Annotated in this window: 19 protein-coding genes; 8 read left to right on the top strand and 11 right to left on the bottom strand. The window is 40.7% G+C overall.

The window, feature by feature from the left end:
- Positions 1-238 precede the first annotated feature (238 nt).
- The gene (locus RI557_RS09120) at positions 239-3,172 is read right to left on the bottom strand and encodes an FAD-linked oxidase C-terminal domain-containing protein (RefSeq protein ID WP_310683373.1); all 2,934 of its coding nucleotides are present in this window, start codon (positions 3,170-3,172) and stop codon (positions 239-241) included.
- A gap of 135 nt (positions 3,173-3,307) precedes the next feature.
- Here RI557_RS09120 and nhaA point away from each other — a divergent pair, with 135 nt between their 5' ends.
- Entirely contained in the window at positions 3,308-4,642 is a 1,335-nt protein-coding gene (gene nhaA, locus RI557_RS09125; RefSeq protein ID WP_310683375.1) for a Na+/H+ antiporter NhaA, read from the top strand.
- On the opposite strand, the gene paaD is transcribed toward nhaA, so the two are convergent.
- The 5 genes from paaD to RI557_RS09150 form a co-directional block, all read right to left on the bottom strand.
- Positions 4,639-5,139 carry a 1,2-phenylacetyl-CoA epoxidase subunit PaaD gene (gene paaD / locus RI557_RS09130; RefSeq protein WP_310668586.1) on the bottom strand — a complete coding sequence of 167 codons (501 nt, stop codon included), beginning with the start codon at positions 5,137-5,139 and terminating at the stop codon, positions 4,639-4,641. The two genes, nhaA and paaD, sit on opposite strands and share 4 nt — an antisense overlap.
- Before the next feature lie 36 nt (positions 5,140-5,175).
- The gene (paaC, locus tag RI557_RS09135; protein ID WP_310668587.1) at positions 5,176-5,940 is read right to left on the bottom strand and encodes a 1,2-phenylacetyl-CoA epoxidase subunit PaaC; all 765 of its coding nucleotides are present in this window, start codon (positions 5,938-5,940) and stop codon (positions 5,176-5,178) included.
- Between the two features lie 61 nt (positions 5,941-6,001).
- Positions 6,002-6,295, bottom strand: a complete 294-nt coding sequence (paaB, locus tag RI557_RS09140) for a 1,2-phenylacetyl-CoA epoxidase subunit PaaB (protein ID WP_151167139.1) — start codon at positions 6,293-6,295, stop codon at positions 6,002-6,004.
- Positions 6,296-6,306: 11 nt separating this feature from the next.
- On the bottom strand, positions 6,307-7,263 hold the full coding sequence (paaA, locus tag RI557_RS09145; RefSeq protein ID WP_409079697.1) for a 1,2-phenylacetyl-CoA epoxidase subunit PaaA: 957 nt from the start codon (positions 7,261-7,263) through the stop codon (positions 6,307-6,309).
- A gap of 162 nt (positions 7,264-7,425) precedes the next feature.
- Positions 7,426-8,970 carry a T9SS type A sorting domain-containing protein gene (locus RI557_RS09150; protein ID WP_310668589.1) on the bottom strand — a complete coding sequence of 515 codons (1,545 nt, stop codon included), beginning with the start codon at positions 8,968-8,970 and terminating at the stop codon, positions 7,426-7,428.
- Positions 8,971-9,200: 230 nt separating this feature from the next.
- On the opposite strand from RI557_RS09150, the gene paaE reads away from it, so the two are divergent.
- The 3 genes from paaE (at position 9,201) to RI557_RS09165 (ending at position 11,655) form a co-directional block, all read left to right on the top strand.
- Positions 9,201-10,289 carry a 1,2-phenylacetyl-CoA epoxidase subunit PaaE gene (gene paaE / locus RI557_RS09155; RefSeq protein WP_310668590.1) on the top strand — a complete coding sequence of 363 codons (1,089 nt, stop codon included), beginning with the start codon at positions 9,201-9,203 and terminating at the stop codon, positions 10,287-10,289.
- Positions 10,290-10,387: 98 nt separating this feature from the next.
- Positions 10,388-11,191: a hypothetical protein gene (locus RI557_RS09160; RefSeq protein WP_310668591.1), complete on the top strand. Its 804-nt coding sequence runs from the start codon at positions 10,388-10,390 to the stop codon at positions 11,189-11,191.
- Between the two features lie 32 nt (positions 11,192-11,223).
- Positions 11,224-11,655, top strand: coding sequence for a DUF983 domain-containing protein (locus RI557_RS09165; protein WP_310668592.1), 432 nt, complete (start codon positions 11,224-11,226; stop codon positions 11,653-11,655).
- Between the two features lie 445 nt (positions 11,656-12,100).
- Here RI557_RS09165 and RI557_RS09170 read toward each other — a convergent pair whose 3' ends face one another.
- Positions 12,101-13,114: an aldo/keto reductase gene (locus RI557_RS09170; RefSeq protein WP_310683395.1), complete on the bottom strand. Its 1,014-nt coding sequence runs from the start codon at positions 13,112-13,114 to the stop codon at positions 12,101-12,103.
- 28 nt (positions 13,115-13,142) lie between these two features.
- Here RI557_RS09170 and RI557_RS09175 point away from each other — a divergent pair, with 28 nt between their 5' ends.
- The gene (locus tag RI557_RS09175; protein WP_310683397.1) at positions 13,143-13,640 is read left to right on the top strand and encodes a hypothetical protein; all 498 of its coding nucleotides are present in this window, start codon (positions 13,143-13,145) and stop codon (positions 13,638-13,640) included.
- On the opposite strand, the gene RI557_RS09180 is transcribed toward RI557_RS09175, so the two are convergent.
- From RI557_RS09180 to RI557_RS09195, 4 genes are all read right to left on the bottom strand, one after another.
- Complete coding sequence (locus RI557_RS09180) at positions 13,637-13,915, bottom strand: hypothetical protein (RefSeq protein ID WP_310668597.1); 279 nt, start codon at positions 13,913-13,915, stop codon at positions 13,637-13,639. The two genes, RI557_RS09175 and RI557_RS09180, sit on opposite strands and share 4 nt — an antisense overlap.
- Before the next feature lie 48 nt (positions 13,916-13,963).
- The gene (locus RI557_RS09185; RefSeq protein WP_310668599.1) at positions 13,964-14,482 is read right to left on the bottom strand and encodes a hypothetical protein; all 519 of its coding nucleotides are present in this window, start codon (positions 14,480-14,482) and stop codon (positions 13,964-13,966) included.
- Positions 14,467-15,117: a hexitol phosphatase HxpB gene (hxpB, locus tag RI557_RS09190; RefSeq protein WP_310683399.1), complete on the bottom strand. Its 651-nt coding sequence runs from the start codon at positions 15,115-15,117 to the stop codon at positions 14,467-14,469. Before hxpB ends, RI557_RS09185 begins: the two co-directional genes overlap by 16 nt.
- A gap of 173 nt (positions 15,118-15,290) precedes the next feature.
- A complete protein-coding gene (locus tag RI557_RS09195; RefSeq protein ID WP_310683400.1) occupies positions 15,291-16,886 on the bottom strand; it encodes a DUF4139 domain-containing protein in 1,596 nt (531 codons plus the stop codon).
- Between the two features lie 114 nt (positions 16,887-17,000).
- Here RI557_RS09195 and RI557_RS09200 point away from each other — a divergent pair, with 114 nt between their 5' ends.
- From RI557_RS09200 to RI557_RS09210, 3 genes are all read left to right on the top strand, one after another.
- The gene (locus RI557_RS09200; RefSeq protein WP_310668605.1) at positions 17,001-17,393 is read left to right on the top strand and encodes a diacylglycerol kinase family protein; all 393 of its coding nucleotides are present in this window, start codon (positions 17,001-17,003) and stop codon (positions 17,391-17,393) included.
- Between the two features lie 146 nt (positions 17,394-17,539).
- The gene (locus tag RI557_RS09205; protein WP_310668607.1) at positions 17,540-19,822 is read left to right on the top strand and encodes a choice-of-anchor I family protein; all 2,283 of its coding nucleotides are present in this window, start codon (positions 17,540-17,542) and stop codon (positions 19,820-19,822) included.
- 187 nt (positions 19,823-20,009) lie between these two features.
- Positions 20,010-21,011: a CTD-interacting factor gene (locus RI557_RS09210; protein ID WP_310683402.1), complete on the top strand. Its 1,002-nt coding sequence runs from the start codon at positions 20,010-20,012 to the stop codon at positions 21,009-21,011.
- Positions 21,012-21,159 lie beyond the last annotated feature (148 nt).

Raw genomic sequence — 21,159 nt, forward strand, 5'->3', positions numbered from 1 at the left:
AATATCAAATCCTCGTTGCGATCGCTGCGTTATGCCAACTTTAAACGTTAAACCTCTTAACAACTTAAAATTCAATAATCCCCAAACCAACATTAGAATCCTCTCGACTCTTAGTGAATCTTAGCCTTTGGCCATAGCCAAAGCTTAGATGAACTTAGACCTACTGACGCTATCGGTCAGAACTAAGCTCGTGACGCAAGGAACGGGACTCAACCTCAACCTGACGTTTAGCTTACCATTAAAAACTCAATGCATCTCTCATAATTTCAACCGGATGCAGTGCTTTTACTTGTACCCCATCTTTGATTTGATGACGGCAACTTGTCCCATTAGTAGCAATTAAATCGTCTTTTGATGCAGACCGAACACGCGGAAAAAGCACCATTTCACCAATCTTCATAGATGTATCAAAATTCTGCTTCAAATAACCGTAAGATCCGGCCATTCCGCAACATCCGCTGGGGATTGTCAGCACTTTATATCCAGCAAATTGCAGAATCTTCTTTGTATCTGAGAGTGAAGAAAGTGCTTTTTGATGACAGTGTCCGTGAAGGTGAATTGTTTTGGGCTCTGACCTAAACTGATCACTTTTGATATTTCCTTTTTCCATTTCGCTCGCTAAAAACTCATCGATTAGGAAAGCGTTTTTGCTCAGCTTTTTTGCTTTTTCTGTCAGATCACTTCCTGCGATATCAGGATACTCGTCCCTGAAACTCAAAATCGCTGAAGGCTCAATCCCGATCAGCGGCTCATCCTCACTCACCTTCGGTGAGAAAATTGAAACGTTTTTACGAGCAATCGCTTTTGCTTGCTTTAATAGTCCTTTTGAAAAATAGGATCTGCCACTTTCAGGATGATCAATTACACGAACATCGTATCCCAGCTTTTGCAACAATTCAACTGCAGCAATCCCGATGTGAGCTTCGTTGTATTCGGTAAACTCATCTGCAAACAGCCACGCCTTTTTAATCGGGTTTTGTGGAGGTTGATAGTTTTTCCTGTACCACTTTGTCAACGTAACTTTGCTGACCTCCGGCAGACTACGGTCTTTTGCAAAGCCGAGTACTGACTTCCCTATTGAGCCAAAAAACTTATTTTTAATGAAGTAATTTGCAACTGCAGGAAACTTACTCGCCAATTTCATCAACTTCGCAAACGAACCGATTACTCTCGTTTGAAAAGCAACACCATTTTGCTTTCCATACTGGTAATCAAACTCGGCTTTGAGTCTCGTTAAATCGACATTTGACGGACATTCAGATTTACATCCTTTACACCCGATACAGGTGTCCATCACCGCCTTGACATCATTATTCTCAAATGGCTTTTCATCTCTTGTCAAGACCTCACGTAACGTATTCGCCCTGGCACGAGTCGTTTGTAATTCATCGCCCGTAGCCATGTAAGTTGGACACATCGTTCCGCCAGCCAATTGCGACTTGCGACAATCACCCGATCCGTTACAGAGCTCTGCACTTCGCTGATAACCTTCGTAGTGGCTAAAATCGAAAATGGTTTCAAAGTCTTTCGTTTCCTGATCCTTTTCGTAGCGAAGCTGTTCATTCATGGGCGGAGTGTCCACGATTTTATTGGGATTGAAAACGCCATACGGATCCCATGTTTTTTTGATTTTCACAAACCAATCATAGATCTCCTCTCCCACCATGAATGGTATAAACTCTCCTCTCAGCCTGCCATCTCCATGCTCACCACTCAACGATCCGCGATATTTTTTCACCAAATGCGCAATCTCATCCAGTACGGTTCTGAAGAGTTCCTGACCTCGCGCAGTTTTTAAGTTTAAAACAGGTCGCAAATGCAACTCCCCAGACCCGGCATGCGCATAATGCACACACTCCAAATCATATTTTTTGAGCGTTCCGTTAAAGTCATCAATGTACTGTGCAAGATCGCGTACATCAACTGCTGTATCTTCAATCACAGGAGCCGGTTTGCTGTCTCCCACAACATTTGACAACAACCCGAGGCCTGCTTTTCGCAAGTTCCACACCTTTTCACAGTCAGATCCGGTTACGACCGGGTAGTGATAGCCGAATTTTTGTTCTTTAAAAGCATTGGTCAGATCCTCAGCTTTTTTCTTGAGTTCTTCCGCAGAATCGGCAAACAACTGGATAACCAAAATAGCTTCAGGATCTCCTTCCACAAAAAAGCGGTTTTTTCGGTGTTGAATATTGTCTTTTGTACGTTCCAATATGTGGTAATCCATCAACTCAACCGCTCCCGGATCAAAGTCCAATGAAAGAACTGTGGCTCTTAATGAGTCATACAAATCGTGAAAGTGGACACAAACAAGTCCCTCGTGTTTTGGTGGAAGCTGTTCCAGGGCAACTTTAACAGATGTGATAAAGACAAGAGTTCCTTCACTACCGGCAATCATTTTGCACATGTTGAAAGGCCTGTCACTTTCATCAAAGACATCACAATCCATCAACAAGTCGAGTGCATAACCGTGATTGCGTCTCGGTATTTCAGGTTTTGGGTAGCGGTTCTTTATTTCATTTCGGTTCTGATCGTTATTGAGCAACTCTTTTGTTTGCTGATAGATGTTTTGCTCCAACTCGCTCACAGCTGTTTCTCCCGAGCATTTCTTCTCAAACTCCTCTTTACTCAGTGATTTAAAAGTAGTTTTTGAACCATCGGCCAGTACAGCTTCAACCTCTAACAAATGATCACGAGTAGATCCGTACTTCACAGAGTTTGATCCACAGGAATTGTTGCCCACCATTCCGCCAATTGTCGCCCTGTTTGATGTGCTGGTTTCTGGAGCGAAAAAGAGATTGTATTCTTTTAAGAATCGGTTGAGTTCATCGCGCACTATTCCGGGTTGAACCTTTACCCACTTTTCTTTCTCATTGAACTCTATAATTTCTCGCAAGTAGCGGGACACATCCACGATGAGTCCATTGCCTACGACTTGTCCGGCAAGTGACGTTCCGCCTGCTCTTGGAATGAGGCCCATTCGGTTCTGACCAGCAAACTCCACAAGACACTGAATATCAGAATCTGTTTTGGGATAAGTAACTCCCTGAGGTATTTCACGATAAGCGCTTGCATCAGTGGAGTAAACGATTTGATAAAGTGAAGAAGTGTGAATTTCTCCTTCAAAGTTCTTTATTTTGAAACGTACCGGAAGACTAGCGCTATTTACCATGATCCCAAAGTTAGTGTGCAATTTTAAATATAGTTAACAGCGCTAAAGAAAATAGAAAATTAGAGCTATTATGTTTTTGTATTTTCGCAGGACTTCAAACGTAAAATGAGAAGATAAAGACACCTTAAGAGGACGATGAAGAGAAGAAAAAGACTTGCAGTAGCAGCAAAACGATTTATATCAACATTTGAAGATTTTAGTTCAGCCCAGGCACTTTCAGGGGTTATCCTGATTTTGTGCATGGTTGTAGCGATGATTTGGGCTAACTCAGATTATGCTCATTATTATCATGAATTATGGGAAACTAAATTCACCATTGGTTTTGAAGGTGCTCACCTCACGAAAGATTTACACCACTGGATCAATGACGGTCTCATGGCGATGTTCTTCTTTACGGTTGGCCTGGAGATCAAGCGTGAAGTGATGGTTGGCGAACTTTCGAATAAGCGAAAAGCAATTTTACCTGTTGTTGCAGCTATTGGTGGTATGGCTGTTCCGGCTCTTATCTTTATCATGTTCAACAGTGATTATCCCGAGCACGAAGGTTGGGGAATCCCGATGGCAACAGATATTGCTTTTACGCTGGGTGTCATGAGTTTGCTCGGTAAGCGAGTTCCATTATCGTTAAAAGTATTTTTGACAGCCCTAGCTATTGCCGATGACCTTGGAGCGGTTCTCGTGATTGCGCTTTTCTATTCATCAAATATATCACTTGTCAATTTTGGAATTGCTGTAGCGTTTTTGGCCGTAATGGTCGGAGCCAACATGCTTGGCGTGCGCAAGAAAACCTTTTATGCAGTTGTAGGAATTGGCGGTTTATGGACGGCCTTTTTACTATCAGGCATTCACGCAACAGTTGCCGGAGTTGTAGCTGCACTTGCTATCCCAACAGACAGTGCTTACAGTTTAAAAGGATTTAGAGAACGCATTAAAACTGTATTGATCAAGGCAAAAGCAATATCTCCACTCCATCACGACTTGTTGAGCTTCGAAGAGCAGGCTGTTGTGACCAAAGTGAAAAAAGCCTGTAAGAATTACGAACCGCCACTTCAAACACTGGAACACAATTTAAATCCGTGGGTGATTTATTTCGTGATGCCCATGTTTACGCTCGCAAATGCCGGTGTAACACTTCCTGATGACCCGATAGCCATGATGGGCGATTCACTCAGCTTAGGTGTTGGATTGGGACTCTTGCTGGGTAAACCGATTGGAATTGTAGGTTTGAGTCTGATTGCAATTAAACTCAAACTCGCAGATTTACCAAAAGGAGTGAACTGGCAAATGATGGTAGGTGCAGGTTTACTTGCCGGTATCGGATTTACGATGTCCATGTTCATCTCAGAACTCGCATTTGAAAAAGGCATTTTGGAAGATACAGCTAAAATGGGAATCCTCCTCGGTAGTTTTGTTGCCGGAGTTGCCGGATTCATTATCCTGAAAAAGGCTATTAAGAATAAGGAGGGTTAGATACACTTAAAATAATCAAACGGCTCCAGGCAGTCGTTGCATTTGTACAGAGCCTTGCAGGCTGTTGAACCAAACTGACTGATCATCTGTGTATTTGTGGAGCCGCACTGCGGACACTTCACAACTTTTTCTCCTCCGGTAATAGCACTTTTATCTGTCGTTTTCTCAGCGGGTGGAGCAATTCCGTACTCCTCGAGTTTTTGGCGGCCATTTTCTGTAAGCCAATCTGTTGTCCAGGCTGGAGAAAGTTTTGTGATTACTCTGTATTTTTCAATACCGTGCTTTTCCAAACAATCTTCAATGTCATTCTCGATTGTTTTCATTGCCGGGCACCCGGAATAAGTTGGTGTGATCGTTACAACAACTTCATCACCTTCAAAATCGACATCGCGAACAACTCCCATATCGGTTACGGTCAGAACCGGAATTTCCGGGTCAGTAACTTCCGATAACCAATCGAAAATTTGTTCTTTAGAAAGTGTTGTAACGTCAGCCATAGTTTATTTCCTCCTCAACAAATTACGCTGTAAAGCTTACCAGGTTGCATCCGGATGTACGCGTGGCAAGTATTGCATTTCCGATAAGATGTACCCCATGTGTTCTGAGTGAATACCTTTCATTTTTCCTCCACTATGGTGCCACTCCTGAACTTCAGGCATTTCGAGTGTTGCTTCGCGGAAAACGTCTTTCACTTTTTGCAACCACTTTTCTTTAATCGGTGCCAAATCAGGAGCAATATTTTCTTTGATCAGGATTTCGTCAACCTCATCCATATCAAACATTTCACCTGTGTAGTCCCACAGCTCATCAACTGCATCCTGCATGATTTTGTGGCTCTTTTCAGTACCATCTCCCAGGCGAATCACCCAATCGCTGTTGTGCTTGACGTGATAGGTAACTTCTTTCAATGACTTTGCCGCAATGGCTGCTAGCTGTTCGTCTTTTGATTTTGTGAGTTCTGACAGAAAATAATAATGGAATACATCAAAGAAGAATGAACGCATGATTGTGTTTCCCCAGTTGTCATTGGGACGCTCAGTCAATAACAAGTTGTGAAAATCTCTCTCTACACGGTGGTAAGCGAGATCATCTTCTGTTCTACCTTTTCCCTCTATTTCAGCTGCGTAGCTCAAATAAGATCTTGCCTGCCCCAGTAAATCCAAAGCGATATTGATGAGAGCAATATCCTGTTCTAGTTTTGGGCCATGCCCGCACCATTCTGAAAGACGGTGACCGAGAATTAGCGTGCTATCTCCTAAACGTAAACTGTATTTGTAAAGCGCTTCTTGCTTTGTCATTCCACTATTTTAAAAGATTGGCTTCTCGTGGGGAGAAGCCAAAAATTAAAAATTCAATTTATTAAATATGTCCTACCTCATCCGGTATATCGTAGAATGTAGGATGCCTGTAAATTTTATCATTTGCCGGATCAAAGAACGGGTCTTTCTCAGATGGCGAATTGGCATGAATGTGAGTTGATTCCACAACCCAAATACTCACACCTTCACTCCTGCGTGTGTACACGTCACGAGCATTTTCGAGAGCCATCTCGTAATCGGCAGCGTGAATGCTACCAACGTGCTTGTGACTCAATCCTGCTTTTGATCTTATAAACACCTCCCATAGAGGCCAATCTTTATTATCTACTGACATATTTAATCTATTTAAGCCGCTGATTGTTTACCAGCTTCGCGTTTTCTTTTCTTTTCAGCATAAGCATTGGCTGCTTCGCGCACCCAAGCTCCGTTATCTTTAGCGTCTTTACGATCTTTGAGACGTTCTTTGTTCATCGGGCCGTTACCTTTAATTACGTTGAAGAATTCATTCCAATCGATTGGTCCAAAGTCGTAAGATTCGCGTTCTTCATTCCATTTGAGATCAGGATCAGGAATGGTCAGACCCAAATACTCAGCCTGCGGAACGGTTTTATCGATAAATTCCTGGCGCAATTCGTCATTGGATTGTCTCTTGATCTTCCACGCCATTGATTGTTGAGAGTGTGGAGAGTCTTTATCACTAGGACCAAACATCATCAATGAAGGCCACCACCAGCGATTGAGTGCATCCTGAGCCATTTCTTTTTGTGCTTCAGTCCCGTTGGCGAGCGTCAACATAATTTCATAACCCTGGCGTTGGTGGAAACTCTCTTCTTTACAAATACGAACCATAGCGCGGGAATACGGACCGTAAGAGGTACGTGTCAGCATCACCTGGTTCTGAATAGCTGCTCCGTCAACTAACCAACCTATTGCTCCAATATCAGCCCAGGTTACAGTTGGGTAATTGAATATATTAGAATATTTTGCTTTTCCGCTGTGTAAATCGTCAACTGTATCTTCTCTCTTAGCACCCAGCGTTTCAGTAGCGCTGTACAGGTACAAACCGTGACCGGCTTCATCCTGAACTTTCGCTAAAAGTGCAACCTTTCTTCTCAAAGAAGGAGCTCGCGTAATCCAGTTTGCTTCAGGAAGCATCCCTACAACCTCAGAGTGAGCGTGCTGCGATATTTGCCTAATCAAATTCTTGCGATAAGCATCAGGCATCCAATCGCGTGGTTCAATCTTCGTTTCAGCATCAATTTTTGCGTCAAACTCCTTTTGTAAATTCTTCTCGTTTTCCATAACACTCATATTTCACTACAATTTTACGAAAATTTAAACTTAGTGTTTGCCGTATTGTTCACAAAGAGTGGAAATAAAAGATTCAGAAAAACCGTTGATATTCAATCGCCACACCCTTTAATCATCTAATTATCACAATAAAAAGATAAGCTTCACTTACTATCACTGTTTCATAAAAACAGCATTGTAGTTCTTCGCTTTATCTGTTTCAACGATAATAATATAGCTGCCATTTGAAAGCGAAGTCACATCTACTCCGCTACCATTCACCCGTCCTTCATCTACAAGCATCCCTGATTGATTAAAGATTTTAAAGGGTTTATTGACCAGCTCTTCTTCATTCTTGAAGTAAAGCTGATTTACAGCAGGGTTAGGAAATAACCTCAACTTTTTATTTGTGCTGTGCTTTTCTAAAACAGTTGATGTTAAACCTGGGATTTTCGCTACAAACATGTAGGTGCTATCCATTGCATTCCAGGCATCTGTCCTTTGACCCGTGATAAAAATATCACGGTTATTATCAACTTTTACATTAACCGGAACATGATTGCCCCAACCCAAAATAGTAAAAGTATCAGTTGCTGTTTCATCCCATAAATAAACAAGTACGTCTCGCTCTACAGCGGTGCGAAACGATGGATGCGAGAAAGGACCGCAGGTTGCAATAACTCTATCCCCCGTGGTGGCATTGTAATCGTAAGCATAAGAACGGTTATCGATTTCGAGAGGGCCAAAGTGGCGTGTTTCGTAACTGTTATCCCAAAAATACTTGAAGTAATAAGCCTGGAAAACAAAGTCAGGGTTTTGTAATGTTGAATCTCTATTAAAACTCAAAGTTCCACTAAAGCTCACACCATCATCCTCAGCTATTGTTTTAGCATTGTACATCGTAGAATATTGATGCTTGATAACAAGAGAATCAAAAATTGAGTTTTTATTAGCATCGAGATAATTTACAGTATCAAATGTAGTTTGATCTACAACCCAGCCATAAGCTCCCACTTGAGGCATTAAAATAAAAGCATTTTCTCCAGGCTTTGCTTCAATATGAAATGATGCAACTAGAGGAACTGGGCTTTTAGTTTCTTCATAGTTTTTTTCTCGTAAAAGCACACCTGTTGTATCAAAACTTAAAAATTTAGTATAATATTTTCCATTATGATTATAATTGAGAAAAACAATAATTTCACTGTTGATTAATTTAGGTGAAACTTTCACTCCCATATGCTCTGAATTAAGCGAAGTATCCAGTTCTATAGACAAATTGATTGAAAAAGCCTTGTTTGTGATATTGTATTCCTGATCGTGTTTATAGAAATCAAACGCTGCTGTATCACTGGATGTCCTTGAGAAAACAATGTATGATCGGTTATCGAGGTTGTTTTTGGTCAAGTAGTAATTAATTCCCGGATCACCCGTTTCTTGCAACCCGTCAATCTGAGTTGTACTTTCAGCTATCTCTAAATCCTCTTTGTCTATTTTGTACTTATTTATCCTGTTGAGTTCATTTCCTGTAGTCGATTCATATACATTGTAGTAGATGTAATCTTCATCAAAAATGGGAACGCCCTTTGAGTTAATCCCCTCAAAACCGGAATTCACCTCATTATCAATAACCTGTTGGGTCTGAGAAAATGAAAACAGGGTTGTGAGTAGAAAAAGTAGAGAAAGAAATAATTGCTCAGGAGATATTTTAAAGTTGTTCATTGTGTTAAAGATGTTATAACATGTTTCGAATATAATTAATTATATCGTTAATAACCAAAATTTTACATCCCACTTTAAATTTTAATGATTATGCGAAATTAAATTTGGCATTTCACAAGGAATTAAAAATACAGGTAAGAGTTACTATTATGCTAATCTATTACCAAATTGGAAAATATCGGGTAAAGATTAGATTTGCATACCGAAATTACGATTAATACAAATTGATAATGGCGCGTTTTCACGAATTAGAAGTTAAGGATGTTAGAGAAGAGACTTCCGACACGGTGTCGGTTGCGTTCAATGTACCGGAAGAATTAAGTGATGCTTTTTCGTTTATCCAGGGACAATATATTACACTCAGAGCCGAAATAAACGGAGAAGATGTTCGCAGGTCTTACTCCATTTGCTCTGCTCCAAAGGAAGGTGAATTGCGTGTCGCTATCAAAAAAGTTGATGGTGGTAAGTTTTCAACTTATGCCAATGAAGAGCTAAAAGCGGGTGATGTCCTCAAAGTGATGACTCCGCAAGGAAGATTTCACACTGAGCTGGATCAAAATAACACTAAGCACTATGTCGCATTTGCTGCGGGTAGTGGTATTACTCCGGTGATGTCGATCATGAAGTCGGTTCTGACCGAAGAGCCAAAGAGTAATTTCACGCTCTTTTACGGCAATAAAAATACGGGAAGCATCATTTTTAAAGAAGATATTGAAGATTTGAAAAACGCTTATGTTGACAGGCTGAGTGTTTATCACGTGTTGAGTCGTGAAAATCCGGGAGCTGATCTTTTCTACGGCCGAATCGATGAAGAAAAGTGCGGAAGGTTTTGCCAAATGCTCTTTGATCCGGCCGGAGTTGATGAGTATTTCCTGTGCGGACCTGAGGCCATGATCAAACTCGTGACGAACGAACTGGAAGCTCAAAAGGTCGATAAGAAAAAGATCCACTACGAACTCTTCACCTCACCTGACCAGCCCAATGCTGCTCAACACGCCACTTCACGTAAAAAGTCGAAATCAACGGGCGAAAAGGTTGACAGTGCTGAGGTAAAAGTGATTGTTGACGGTGAGGAATCGATCATCAATATTGCATCTGATGGTGACAGTATTCTCGATGCAGCACTCAAGGCCGGAGTAGATGTGCCATTTGCGTGTAAAGGTGCTGTTTGCATGACGTGTCGCGGCAAAATATTAGAAGGTGATGCTGAAATGGAAAAGAATTACGCACTGCTTGACGAGGAAGTTGAACAGGGCTACATACTCACCTGCCAGTCTCACCCGAGATCTAAAAATGTAACGGTGAGCTTTGATGAATAATCGAGCCTTTTACGAACAAAAAACTGGGTATATGTTGTAAGGCTCATGGCCGCGATACATCGTTAAAATCCTTTATACTTGTAAAAAATATTTCAGAAATGCATTACTTCACAAAATCTATCACTGCAGTTGTTATTTGCCTATTGGTCGGATCCGTAACCAACGCTCAGGACGAAGGTTCTCTCAAACGCTTCGTTGAGGGCTTTTATGAAGGTTATTTGAGCGATGAATCGCGCTCTCTCAACTCTCCTAATTTTCGCAATTACTTTGATGATGGATTTGTTGGATCTGACGTTGACGTTGATCTGCAGGGAAATGTTGAGTATTCTCAGCTCGATTTTGAAAAAATGAAAAAAGAATACGAACGCTACAGAATGGCAGACGGAATAGGAATTGATTTTGAAGTAACTGACTTCCACAATGCTGTAGTCAAAGGAAATACAGGTATCGTAAGCATGCAGTTAGATTTTACCATCAATAAAAACGGTTCCATGATCTCTAAAGGAACTTATGATGTTTCGCTCACGGCAAAATCTTACGAAGAGGAATGGAAAATCACTTTCATCAACTCTGTTTTCATTGAGAGCGAAGTTTTTATGGGTAAATGTATTTGCGAAATATTCAAGAAAGACGATACCAAATACGCTACGTTCCTCACTGTTCCTGATGGCGACACCTACACAAGCAGAACTGATAGATTTGAAGTTTCTCCTGATTCAGATCAAAGAACTGTTACATTGAACAGTGATCAAAAATTCGACTGGAACACAAAATCAAATAAAGTGTACGCTCCGGGTGATGAAGTAATTGGATCATCAGTTATTCAGCCCAGTACGGCTATTTTGAATGTTCTGCGTTTCGCGAACAAGGATAAATGCCAGTCGATAGAAACTAAAGACTAACGGTTAGCGTAGGTAGGCTAAACTATTTTTGAATGGCGATGAAAGGATCGATGCTGAATGGCATCATAAAAATGAAATGTCCGCGGTGTCAGGAATCGAATTTGTTTTCTGATCCCAATCCTTACAATTTATCTAAACTCTTTCAAATGCCCGAACGCTGTGATAAATGCGGGCAAAAATTTGAAATTGAACCGGGCTTCTTTTACGGTTCAATGTATGTGAGCTACGGTCTCAGCATTGGGTATTTAGTAGCTGTGTGGGTAGCCTTTATCGTCCTCTACCCCGATTTCAATGTAACGGAGTATTTAGTGACTGCTGTTGGATCATTGATTGCTTTAACACCACTTTTCTTTCGTTTATCGCGATCTGTTTGGATTCATCTTTTCGTGAAATACGATGAACACGCCATAGAGAAATGGCAAAAGAAAAGCGAAGAAGAAAAAACAAGTCTCGAATCTGATTAGAACTCCTCTCAACCTCAGCCTCGACCTTAAACCTTTAAAAACCGCTTCATATCGCTAACCGATGAGACGCTACCTACGAATTGATATTTTGGTTTATTAGATTATTTTGGATCGCTTGTTTTCATAATTCATTCTATTAGCTGATTAAGCTTTTTACACGAAAGAAAAGTTTTGCGACATTTTGCATCAAGGCAAAAGAAAAAGACTGAAGAAAAACAAGTCTCGAATCTGATTAGAACTCCTCTCAACCTCAGCCTCGACCTTAAACCTTTAAAAACCGCTACATATCGCTAACTGATGAGACAGAACCTACGAATTGAGATTTTGGTTTATTAGATAATTTAATTTCTCAAAACAAACCTTCAAACATCCCAACCAGCCACCCCTTAATCAAACCAATTTAAAACGTTAAACATATAAACGATTTAAACACCTAAACTTCCACTCACCATTCAATTAGTGAATCTGTTCCTCCGTAAAGGTGACTCCTCGTTGCATCTTTCTTTAAAAATTCATGCGGAAAACCGAGATCAACCTTACTACAGTCATTCAACTTGTTCATTTGATCGTTTGACAGACTGATATTGAGACAACCCAAATTGTCTTCAATCTGCTCAATTTTACGTGCACCCACAATTGGGATGATAGATTTGTTTTGTTGCCTCAGCCATTGTAAAGCAACCTGAGAGGGACTCGCTCCTATTTCGTCAGCTACAGACTTGACAGTTTTTGCTATTCCCAGATTGTGATCTGTCATTTTCACGCTCTTTTCCGATAAGCGTCCATCCATTGAATTGAGATATTTACCAGTCAGCAGTCCGGCTCCAAGTGGCGACCAGGTAGTAACAGATAACCCAAAATCCTCAGCCATTGGGAGTAGATCTCTTTCCGGAGTTCGTTCAACAAGGCTGTACTCTGTTTGTAGACCAGAAAACTCAATCCATCCGTGCTGGCGAGCAACCATATTAGCTTTTGCTACTATCCATGCCGGAGTATCAGAAATAGCGATGTACAGAACTTTCCCCTGTTCAACCAGGTTGTTCAATCCGCGCATTACTTCTTCTACACTCGTAGTAAAATCCCACATGTGTAACCACAAAATGTCAATGTAATCGGTTTGCAATCTTTTCAAACTTTCATTTACGGATCTGACCAGGTTTTTGCGGTGATTCCCCGTAAAGTTTGGATCTCCTTCCCGGTCGTGAAGCGAATATTTAGTCGCTAAAACAAAGTGGTCGCGATCGTTTTTGATGAAATCTCCGAGAAAATGTTCGCTTGTTCCGTTTGTATAAAAGTTCGCTGTATCGAGAAAATTACCGCCAGCCTTTGCGTAAATATCAAAAATCTTTTTACTCGTATCTTTATCAGCGCCAGTTCCCCACTCCGTTCCAAACGTCATGGTTCCCAGACACAGCTCTGATACACGCAATCCTGTATTTCCAAATAATTTATACTTCATATATTTGATAACATTTAAATCCTGAATTATGAGTCCTAATTATACGCATTTAATCGTAAATCACCTACCTGTTTTCAGTATCATTTTTGGGTTCTTAATCCTGTTACTGAGCCTTTTTACCTCTAAGAAAAATCTCGCACTTGTTGGATATGGCCTACTGTTTTTAGCAGGTATTACTAGCATTCCGGCTTACTTATCAGGCGAAGATGCTGAGCATTTTGTCGAAGAACTTTCAAAAATATCCTTTTACCACCTTGAAGAGCACGAAGAACTGGGAGAAACGAGTTACATCCTCAATATCATTTTAGGAGTTTTGGGACTAATAGGATTCATCATTAATCGCCTAAAACCTCAATTCAACAACATCACCAAAATTATTACACTCATTTTTGCAGCTATCAGCATTTATTTCACGGTCAGAACCGCGCAAGAGGGCGGTAAAATCCGCAGACCCGAGTTGTGGAACGAAACAATTGAAAACCATAGTTCTGAAGAAGCTGTTGAGTCACAAATGAAAGATGATTAAACCTTAACAGATTCCGATTCATTGAAGTCTTCAAAATAGCGTTTTGCTGAAATAATGGTGTCAAACAACCTGATATATCCGCCACTATCGGGAAAGTAAATACCGTAATTATCATTGGAGTAACTCCCAAATAAATTTGTTCCGGGTACATTAATTTTAAAGAGAATAGCCTCTTCAGGTTGAGAAATCATATCGAGTTGTGTAACGCGACCACATTGACGCATATCAGCAAAATCGAAAGGTGTGATAAAAGGACTGTTGTTCAATTCTTTCATATTGATGAAACAACAAAACAACTGTTTGGTTCTGACCAAAAGTGTTAATTATTTCTTCACTTTACTACCCGCAAAATGCTTGATCGTTTTACGAGCTTCTTCAGTATTGCGCGTTCCAATTACAGTTCTGCGACCATCCTGCTTAAACAATTCAATGCAGTATTTCCCCTCTACTGCAAATGACCACACGCCTTTTCTAGATCGCAAACCGTAACCGCCAAATTCGTCAAATGGTTCAAAATATCTTACTTTAATTTGTTTTAAATCTGACCAGGAATAACTACGCCAGCGAATGTGAAACGGGAAAAAGCGAAACTTGATTCCGCTGTTGTCAATCTTTGTCTCCAGCTTTGCTATTTGAATGGCAACTGTAAGTATCAACGAAATTATTGCTCCCCACATCAAGCCATCGTTTGAAGCTCCTTCCTCGCTTCCAAAAGGCTTTCCAAAATACACCTGCTGAATATACCCGTAAGCAAACAGGAGAAATCCGCCCACAAAAACGAATTTTAGGATAGGCTTGTCAAATGGTTGTTTCTCCTTAAAAATTTCTACTTGATTAGCCATTTTGATAGTTTAAAACTGGTCAATGATTCAATTGTTTCATCAGCAATTGAAAACTGTGGTTTTTTGAAATCTTCCTCATCCGGAACTGCAATAACACTCATCTGTGCCGACTTCCCTGCAATTACTCCATTCAAGCTATCTTCAAAAACCAACGACTCAATTGGTGCAATATTCAAGATTTTGGCAGTTTTCAAAAATACATCAGGATGTGGTTTGCCAAACTCGCATTCGCTTGCCGAGACAATTGCATCTAATTTATGGGTAATTTGAAAGCGCTCTGTCACGGCTTTGATCAGAACCGGATAAGATGAGGATGCCACTGAGAGCTTGAGGTTCTGACCATGAGCTTCATCAAAAAGCTCCATGAAACCGGGCATCGGTTTTGCCTCATTCAATAATCTTTGACGCATTTCCTCAACGATGGACTCTTCAACTTTTTGCGAGTTAAACGGAAGTCCTGTTTTCGCTTTCCAGTAGTGTACCACTTCATCAATACGCAACCCCATCGTTTGCTTGCACTCAGCCGGAGTTAGCGAAAGACCGTGTTCGTTGAAAACCGCTATTTCAGCTTCTCGCCAAATGGGCTCTGAATCAACCATGAGGCCGTCCATGTCAAAAATAAGCGCCTTTACCATAGCGTGCAAAAGAACGAAAAAGGGGGTGTATCAAAAAGCATCTATGAGATAAAAAAAGACTCTTTTTATTGCAATGTTATAATCCGGTATTTTCAGCTATTTCAACTTTTTAGTAGCTTTTTAAAACTGAAAAATCTGCACATTTTTCAGTTTTGATACACCCCCTGAGAATTTTACAGGTTGATGTTTTTGTCTTTGGGATACTTCACCTCAAAATCAAAGGTGAATGTTCGCTCTTCACCGGGTTTCAGTTTAATATTCCACGTTAGGAAACCCTGCTCAGTTTCGAGAGAAGCTCCGCTGCTGTTGATGAGTTTTACTTCAATATCGTTTTGAGCTGAGATTGGAATTTGATCCATCATCTTGAGGTCAACCGCTGAGCTTTTTGTGTTGCGAACCGTAATTTCAAAGCTAAAGTTGCGAACCTTCTTGTTTCCAAAGAATGACTGACCAGCTTCTTTCGTGATTTTTTCACGATCGATCACAATGCTTTTGTCTCTGCCCATTGTAATCGTGAGTGAATCATCAACCGATCGCGGATCCAGGTAGGTATTCCCAACATAAGTGTTGTCGAGGAAAATATTCGCTTCACCGGGAAGCAAATTGTACTGCTCCCAGTTTGCAACATTCACAACGAGAAATGCATCCTGATCGAGTTTTGGAACAGCAAAATGAGAGTAATCGGCATTCATTTTAAACGAGCGGATTTCCGTTTTGCGCCTTTTGCCATCCCCGTTTACACTGAATGGAATATTCAGCTCCACTTCCATCGACAACATATTTTCGATAACTGATGAAAATTCAGCAGGAGTTTTAGCTTTTGAGTCACCTGCCGAAACAGCTTCAGACTCTACATTCACCTGATCCAATTGCGGGGCATTCATCGATTTTGCACGAGCTCCTCTTTGCTCAACAGGCTGGTAAAAGTCTAAAACCCACGGGTGCAATTTTGGTCGCGTTCCGTTGATTGAAGGTGTAGCTGTAGAAACTGTGAGGTTGACATCTTCCCAATCTACTCCGGTGTTTTGGTAAACACTTGCATAAAGTGAAGCTTCAATTTGCTGGTCAGATCCTGAACCGCGAATATCGTAGACAGGAGTCCAACCGGCAGATTGTGTCATGTACATTATTTCCAACTGTGCCTTCGTTGCATTCTCAGCAAAAACCTCAACAACGATTTCACCAATCGGTTGGTTGAGCTTGCTCCTGTATTCGTTGAGCTGGTTCTGAACGTTGCGTTTTTCCTCTTCGAGTTGGGTAATTATGTTATTCGTTTTGCGTTGATTTTGTGCAATATCATTCAATCGCGAGCGAAAAAACTCAGCCATTTCTTTCAACTCCTGTGCCGATAAAGACTGATCATTCCCCTTCATATTTTTATTCGTTTGAATCAACGAGCGCTCTTCATTCAGCACCGATACGTAATCACGATTCTTTTTAATCTCATTTTCATAGAAATCGAGTGAATCTTCCAAAACCTTGACGTAATCTGGCGTGGGCATGTTACGGAGATAATTAACCCGTTTCGACACATTCAAAATCGTAAAGCTTCCCTGTCCTTTTACTCTGATAGATTGATCATCAATGTTGCGGCTCACGCCACTCATTACAATGGTTTGATTGCCTTTTTCAAGACTCAAATTAGCTGTTCGAGTAAGCTCTGCTCCACGTGCAAAAACGTGTGCTTTTACAATTTTTGAGTCGATCGATTTTTCATTGGCGAGACTGAGCAGTGGCAGCAGAAAGAAGAGAATTGTTAATCGTTTCATGTTTGTGTGTTTTACGTCAGATAATCAAACGCCATACCAATATTAAATATTTCCTTTCATCTGCCTTACAAATTCCACAATTGCTCACTACTTTTATGCGAATAATAACAAGCCATGTCAAAAAACACAAAGCCATTTTCGGTCAGAGCCAGAATCAGAAGCTTTTCGTTTGCCATCCAGGGCATCAAAACGCTTTTTCGTGAAGAGGACAATGCAAAGGTGCACGTCTTAACAGCGGTCATTGTCATTATTGGCGGATTCTACTTTGACATCAGCCATGTTGAGTGGATGTTGATCGCAATTGCAATCGGGTTTGTGCTGGTAACTGAAATCGTAAACACAGCTTTGGAAAACATTTGTGACTACCTGACTGAAGAAACTGATCCGCTCATCAAACGGATTAAAGATTTGAGTGCGGGAGCTGTTTTAATCTCGGCTCTGACCGCAATCGTGATTGGCTTGATTGTTTTCATTCCGCGGATATACGCCCTTTTCCAGTATATTTAAACATCTTTTAACGCTACCGAAACATGTAAACATTGAACTAAACTTGAGTAAACATTACCGCCCGGTTTTTAAAGATCGATTAATAATGATCTAAAATTATTTTGACATCATACTATCAATTTTGGAGCAATAAAAAAAACAATGTCATGAAAAAAATTTACTTAACTATTGCTTCTCTCATAGCCATGTTTTCAATGGGCTATGGACAATCTTTGGATGTAGAGTATTTATCTACATATCGCACAAATGTATTTGATGAGGGTGCTGCTGAGATAGTGGTTCACGACTCTGTTAATCAACGCCTCATTTTCACTAATTCTGATGATAACTCTGTTGAACTGATCGACTTTTCAGATCCGGCAAATCTTACCAGCTTTTCTTCAATTGATATGTCACAATACGGTGGTGGTGTCAATAGTGTAGCAACCTATGACGGTTACTTTACTGTAGCTGTTGAAGCTGACAACAAACAGGAAAATGGATCAGTTGTTTTCTTTGACGGATCGGGTAATTTCATCGCTCAAATTGAAGCTGGTGCTCTTCCTGATATGGTAACTTTCACACCTGACGGATCAAAAGTAATCACTGCCAATGAAGGTGAGCCTGATGACGATTACACAGCAGACCCTGATGGATCTATTACTATCATTGATATTTCAGGCGGAATCAATAGCGTTTCTCAATCTAATGCTACTACAGTTTCAATGCGTTCTTTTACAGGAACTCTCGACAGCGATGTACGCATCTTTGGGCCTGATACAAGTAACCTTTTCTTCGATGATTTTGAAACCGATTCACTCGATAACGTTTCTGTCTACGATGTTTACAGCGACAAATCATTTTACTGGGATAATTTTAGTGGTGATAACTTTGTGGAAGTAAACGGCTTTAGTGCTGATACTTTCAGCCTGGACTGGTTAATTCTTCCTAAAGTGAATTTATCAGCATACAGCGATGCTTTCTTCTCTTTTGAAAACACACGCAATTTTTCAGGCGGTTCTTTAGACCTGATGATCTCAACTGATTATGACGGTAGCGGAAACCCTGAGTCTTTTACCTGGGATACAATTACGAACCAAGCTGTTTGGTCACAGGGAAATTATACTGATACAACAAGTGGTGACATCTCACTTTCAAGTTACCTCGAAGATGAAGTTTATATTGGATTCCGTTACACTGCTGAGCCAGGTCCAGGTAATGCTACTCTATGGCAACTCGATAACTTCCATGTTAAAGCTCCACTGGACTTTGCTAATAATCTGGAGCCTGAATATGTTACAGTATCAGACAATAGCGAGACTGCATATATAATTCTTCAGGAGAACAATGCGTTAGCGATTGTGGACCTTACTAACAATACTATTGAGAATATAGTTCCATTAGGTTTCAAAGATCATTCTCAATCAGGGAATGGATTAGATGCGAGTGATAAAGATGACGTTATCAATATCACTACTCGCCCGGTTATGGGAATGTATCAGCCAGATGCAATCAAATACATCAATGTAAACGGAACAGGATACATCATTTCAGCGAACGAAGGTGATGCCAGAGATTACGATGCTTATTCTGAAGAAGAACGTATAGAAGATATATCGCTAGACCCAACAGCTTTCCCTAATGCTGCTACTCTTCAGGAAGACACAGCTCTCGGCAGATTGAACATCACTCTATCATTGGGTGATACTGATAACGATGGTGATTATGATGAGCTCTACTCTTACGGTGGTCGTTCTTTCTCTGTTTGGAATGCTTCAACCGGAGCGCTGGAATTCGACAGTGGTGATGAGTTTGAGCAAACGATTGCCAGCGAAGATCCAGATAACTTCAACAGCAATAATGATGAAAACGATTCATTTGAAAAGCGTTCTGACAATAAGGGTCCTGAGCCTGAAGCAGCTGAAGTAGCCTATATTCAGGGAATCCCTTACGCCATGATCGGTCTGGAGCGCCAGGGTGGTGTGATGATCTACGATATGTCAAATCCAACTTCTCCTTCTTTAGTGAAGTATTTCAACAACCGTGACTTCAGCGTAATGGATGTTGAAAATGGCGGAGTAACAAACGATAGTGTAGGTGATCTTGGTATTGAAGATATCGAATACATCGATGCTTCAAAATCTCCTGATGGCAAATTCTACATCGTGACATCAAATGAGATATCAGGAACGGTTTCAGTTTTTGAAATCACCGGGTTATCTACCGGATCTGAAGAGTTGAAAGAAAACAGCAAATGGTCTGTTTATCCGAACCCATCACGTGACCTGATCAGAAGTAACCGCGTTGACAATTACGAGATTTTTGACCTCAGCGGAAGACTTGTGAAAGCTTACTCAAACACAAACATTTTGAATATCTCAGATTTGAATAAAGGGACTTACATCCTCAAAAACGAAGCTGATCAATTCAAGAAGATTGTGAAGCTTTAATCAAAATGAACCTTTAGACAGTTTATCGGAAAAGCGACTCAATTGCGGGTCGCTTTTTTTATTTGAAACATAACTCAAACTCTATTTAAAACGCCTCTATTTTGAAGCTAAAATTCATAAAAACAGCTAAATTTTACTTCGCATAGAAACAATCGCTTTATATTCGAGCCAATTTTAAATCCAATTCATGATTACTTCAAATTCTGTTGAAAAGAACATTGAGCTATTAAAAGAATACTATTCCTGGAAAAGAAGCATCAAGCTACTTGACCGTATTGAGAAAGAGGTTTTAGATGGTAAGATTGACCGCGCACAGGTAAAAGCCGGACTCGAAAATGCCATTATGTACCTTCTCCTCCATGCCGATTACGATGGAAAAGACTTGTTTGAACTACTCACAAAGCCAACACTTTTGTACGGTTTTGAGTGTATTGACATCAAAGGCGTAACAGATGAACATGGCGAAAAAATGATGGCCATCGTCAATGAAGAAAGTGAAATCAAAAAATTTGATACCGAAACACAAAAAGCGCCTGAAATCACCATAACTGCCGAGCAGTTTACGATTGGTGACTTTAAAGTTGATCGCAACCAATACGTGGACAAAGCTTACAACTTTGTAGCGAAGAAAGAAGGTGAAGAAGCCGCTGCAGCACACTTGTTGAGATGTGCTCTTCGTTACGCATCAATTTATTCTGAAACAAGACACATTGGTCCACCACAAACAGTTTATGATGCGTTTTATAAATGGGGCGTTCGCAATGAAGGATTTGCTTCTCCGTTCAATGCCCGTGTACTGGGTAAAGAAGACGCTCAATTCTACAGCCTTTTCAAAGACACCGATGCTGTTTTTGGAAGTGGAGGAAGCTTTTTCCACCTTTCAGAACCGCACAACCCGGGACACTGGAGCCTCGATCCTCCATTCTTAACTGAAACGATGGATCGCGTGGACAAGCGCATTGGCGAATGGCGCCAAAAATATCCTGAGATTGCAATATTGCTCATCATCCCCGCAAGTCACACACCGGCAAACAAGCCGGATGAAACGGTTACATTGAAAGCAGGCACACACCACTACGAAGGTCTTGCAGGAACAATGAATCCGCTACCGGTAGATGTTTGTATCCACCGTTACGGAAAACCTGAAGGTTTTTCAGCAGAGGCAATTATCGAAGGCTACACGCCTTGATTTAATGTTGGTCAGAACCAAAAAATCCCGCTGGAGTTTTCCTGGCGGGATTTTTATTTGAGAGATTTAGTTTATCTCATTGCACGATCACTTTCTCAGTTTGTTCGCCTATTTTGAGCAAGTAAACGCCTGATGAAAATTGATTCAC

Source organism: Salibacter sp. (genome assembly GCF_031581065.1).
GTDB lineage: Bacteria > Bacteroidota > Bacteroidia > Flavobacteriales_G > Salibacteraceae > Salibacter.

Bases quoted from the DNA above. Each gene is read 5' to 3' on its own strand.
- paaA (WP_409079697.1), bottom strand. From the start codon at position 7,263: ATGGAAAACGAGAAGAATTTACAAAAGGAGTTTGACGCAAAAATTGAT.
- paaD (WP_310668586.1), bottom strand. From the start codon at position 5,139: ATGGCTGACGTTACAACACTTTCTAAAGAACAAATTTTCGATTGGTTA.
- RI557_RS09165 (WP_310668592.1), top strand. From the start codon at position 11,224: ATGGCGATGAAAGGATCGATGCTGAATGGCATCATAAAAATGAAATGT.
- RI557_RS09200 (WP_310668605.1), top strand. From the start codon at position 17,001: ATGTCAAAAAACACAAAGCCATTTTCGGTCAGAGCCAGAATCAGAAGC.
- RI557_RS09205 (WP_310668607.1), top strand. From the start codon at position 17,540: ATGAAAAAAATTTACTTAACTATTGCTTCTCTCATAGCCATGTTTTCA.
- RI557_RS09175 (WP_310683397.1), top strand. From the start codon at position 13,143: ATGAGTCCTAATTATACGCATTTAATCGTAAATCACCTACCTGTTTTC.
- RI557_RS09150 (WP_310668589.1), bottom strand. From the start codon at position 8,970: ATGAACAACTTTAAAATATCTCCTGAGCAATTATTTCTTTCTCTACTT.
- paaE (WP_310668590.1), top strand. From the start codon at position 9,201: ATGGCGCGTTTTCACGAATTAGAAGTTAAGGATGTTAGAGAAGAGACT.
- RI557_RS09185 (WP_310668599.1), bottom strand. From the start codon at position 14,482: ATGGCTAATCAAGTAGAAATTTTTAAGGAGAAACAACCATTTGACAAG.
- paaB (WP_151167139.1), bottom strand. From the start codon at position 6,295: ATGTCAGTAGATAATAAAGATTGGCCTCTATGGGAGGTGTTTATAAGA.
- RI557_RS09170 (WP_310683395.1), bottom strand. From the start codon at position 13,114: ATGAAGTATAAATTATTTGGAAATACAGGATTGCGTGTATCAGAGCTG.
- RI557_RS09180 (WP_310668597.1), bottom strand. From the start codon at position 13,915: ATGAAAGAATTGAACAACAGTCCTTTTATCACACCTTTCGATTTTGCT.
- hxpB (WP_310683399.1), bottom strand. From the start codon at position 15,117: ATGGTAAAGGCGCTTATTTTTGACATGGACGGCCTCATGGTTGATTCA.
- RI557_RS09195 (WP_310683400.1), bottom strand. From the start codon at position 16,886: ATGAAACGATTAACAATTCTCTTCTTTCTGCTGCCACTGCTCAGTCTC.
- RI557_RS09160 (WP_310668591.1), top strand. From the start codon at position 10,388: ATGCATTACTTCACAAAATCTATCACTGCAGTTGTTATTTGCCTATTG.
- nhaA (WP_310683375.1), top strand. From the start codon at position 3,308: ATGAAGAGAAGAAAAAGACTTGCAGTAGCAGCAAAACGATTTATATCA.
- RI557_RS09120 (WP_310683373.1), bottom strand. From the start codon at position 3,172: ATGGTAAATAGCGCTAGTCTTCCGGTACGTTTCAAAATAAAGAACTTT.
- paaC (WP_310668587.1), bottom strand. From the start codon at position 5,940: ATGACAAAGCAAGAAGCGCTTTACAAATACAGTTTACGTTTAGGAGAT.
- RI557_RS09210 (WP_310683402.1), top strand. From the start codon at position 20,010: ATGATTACTTCAAATTCTGTTGAAAAGAACATTGAGCTATTAAAAGAA.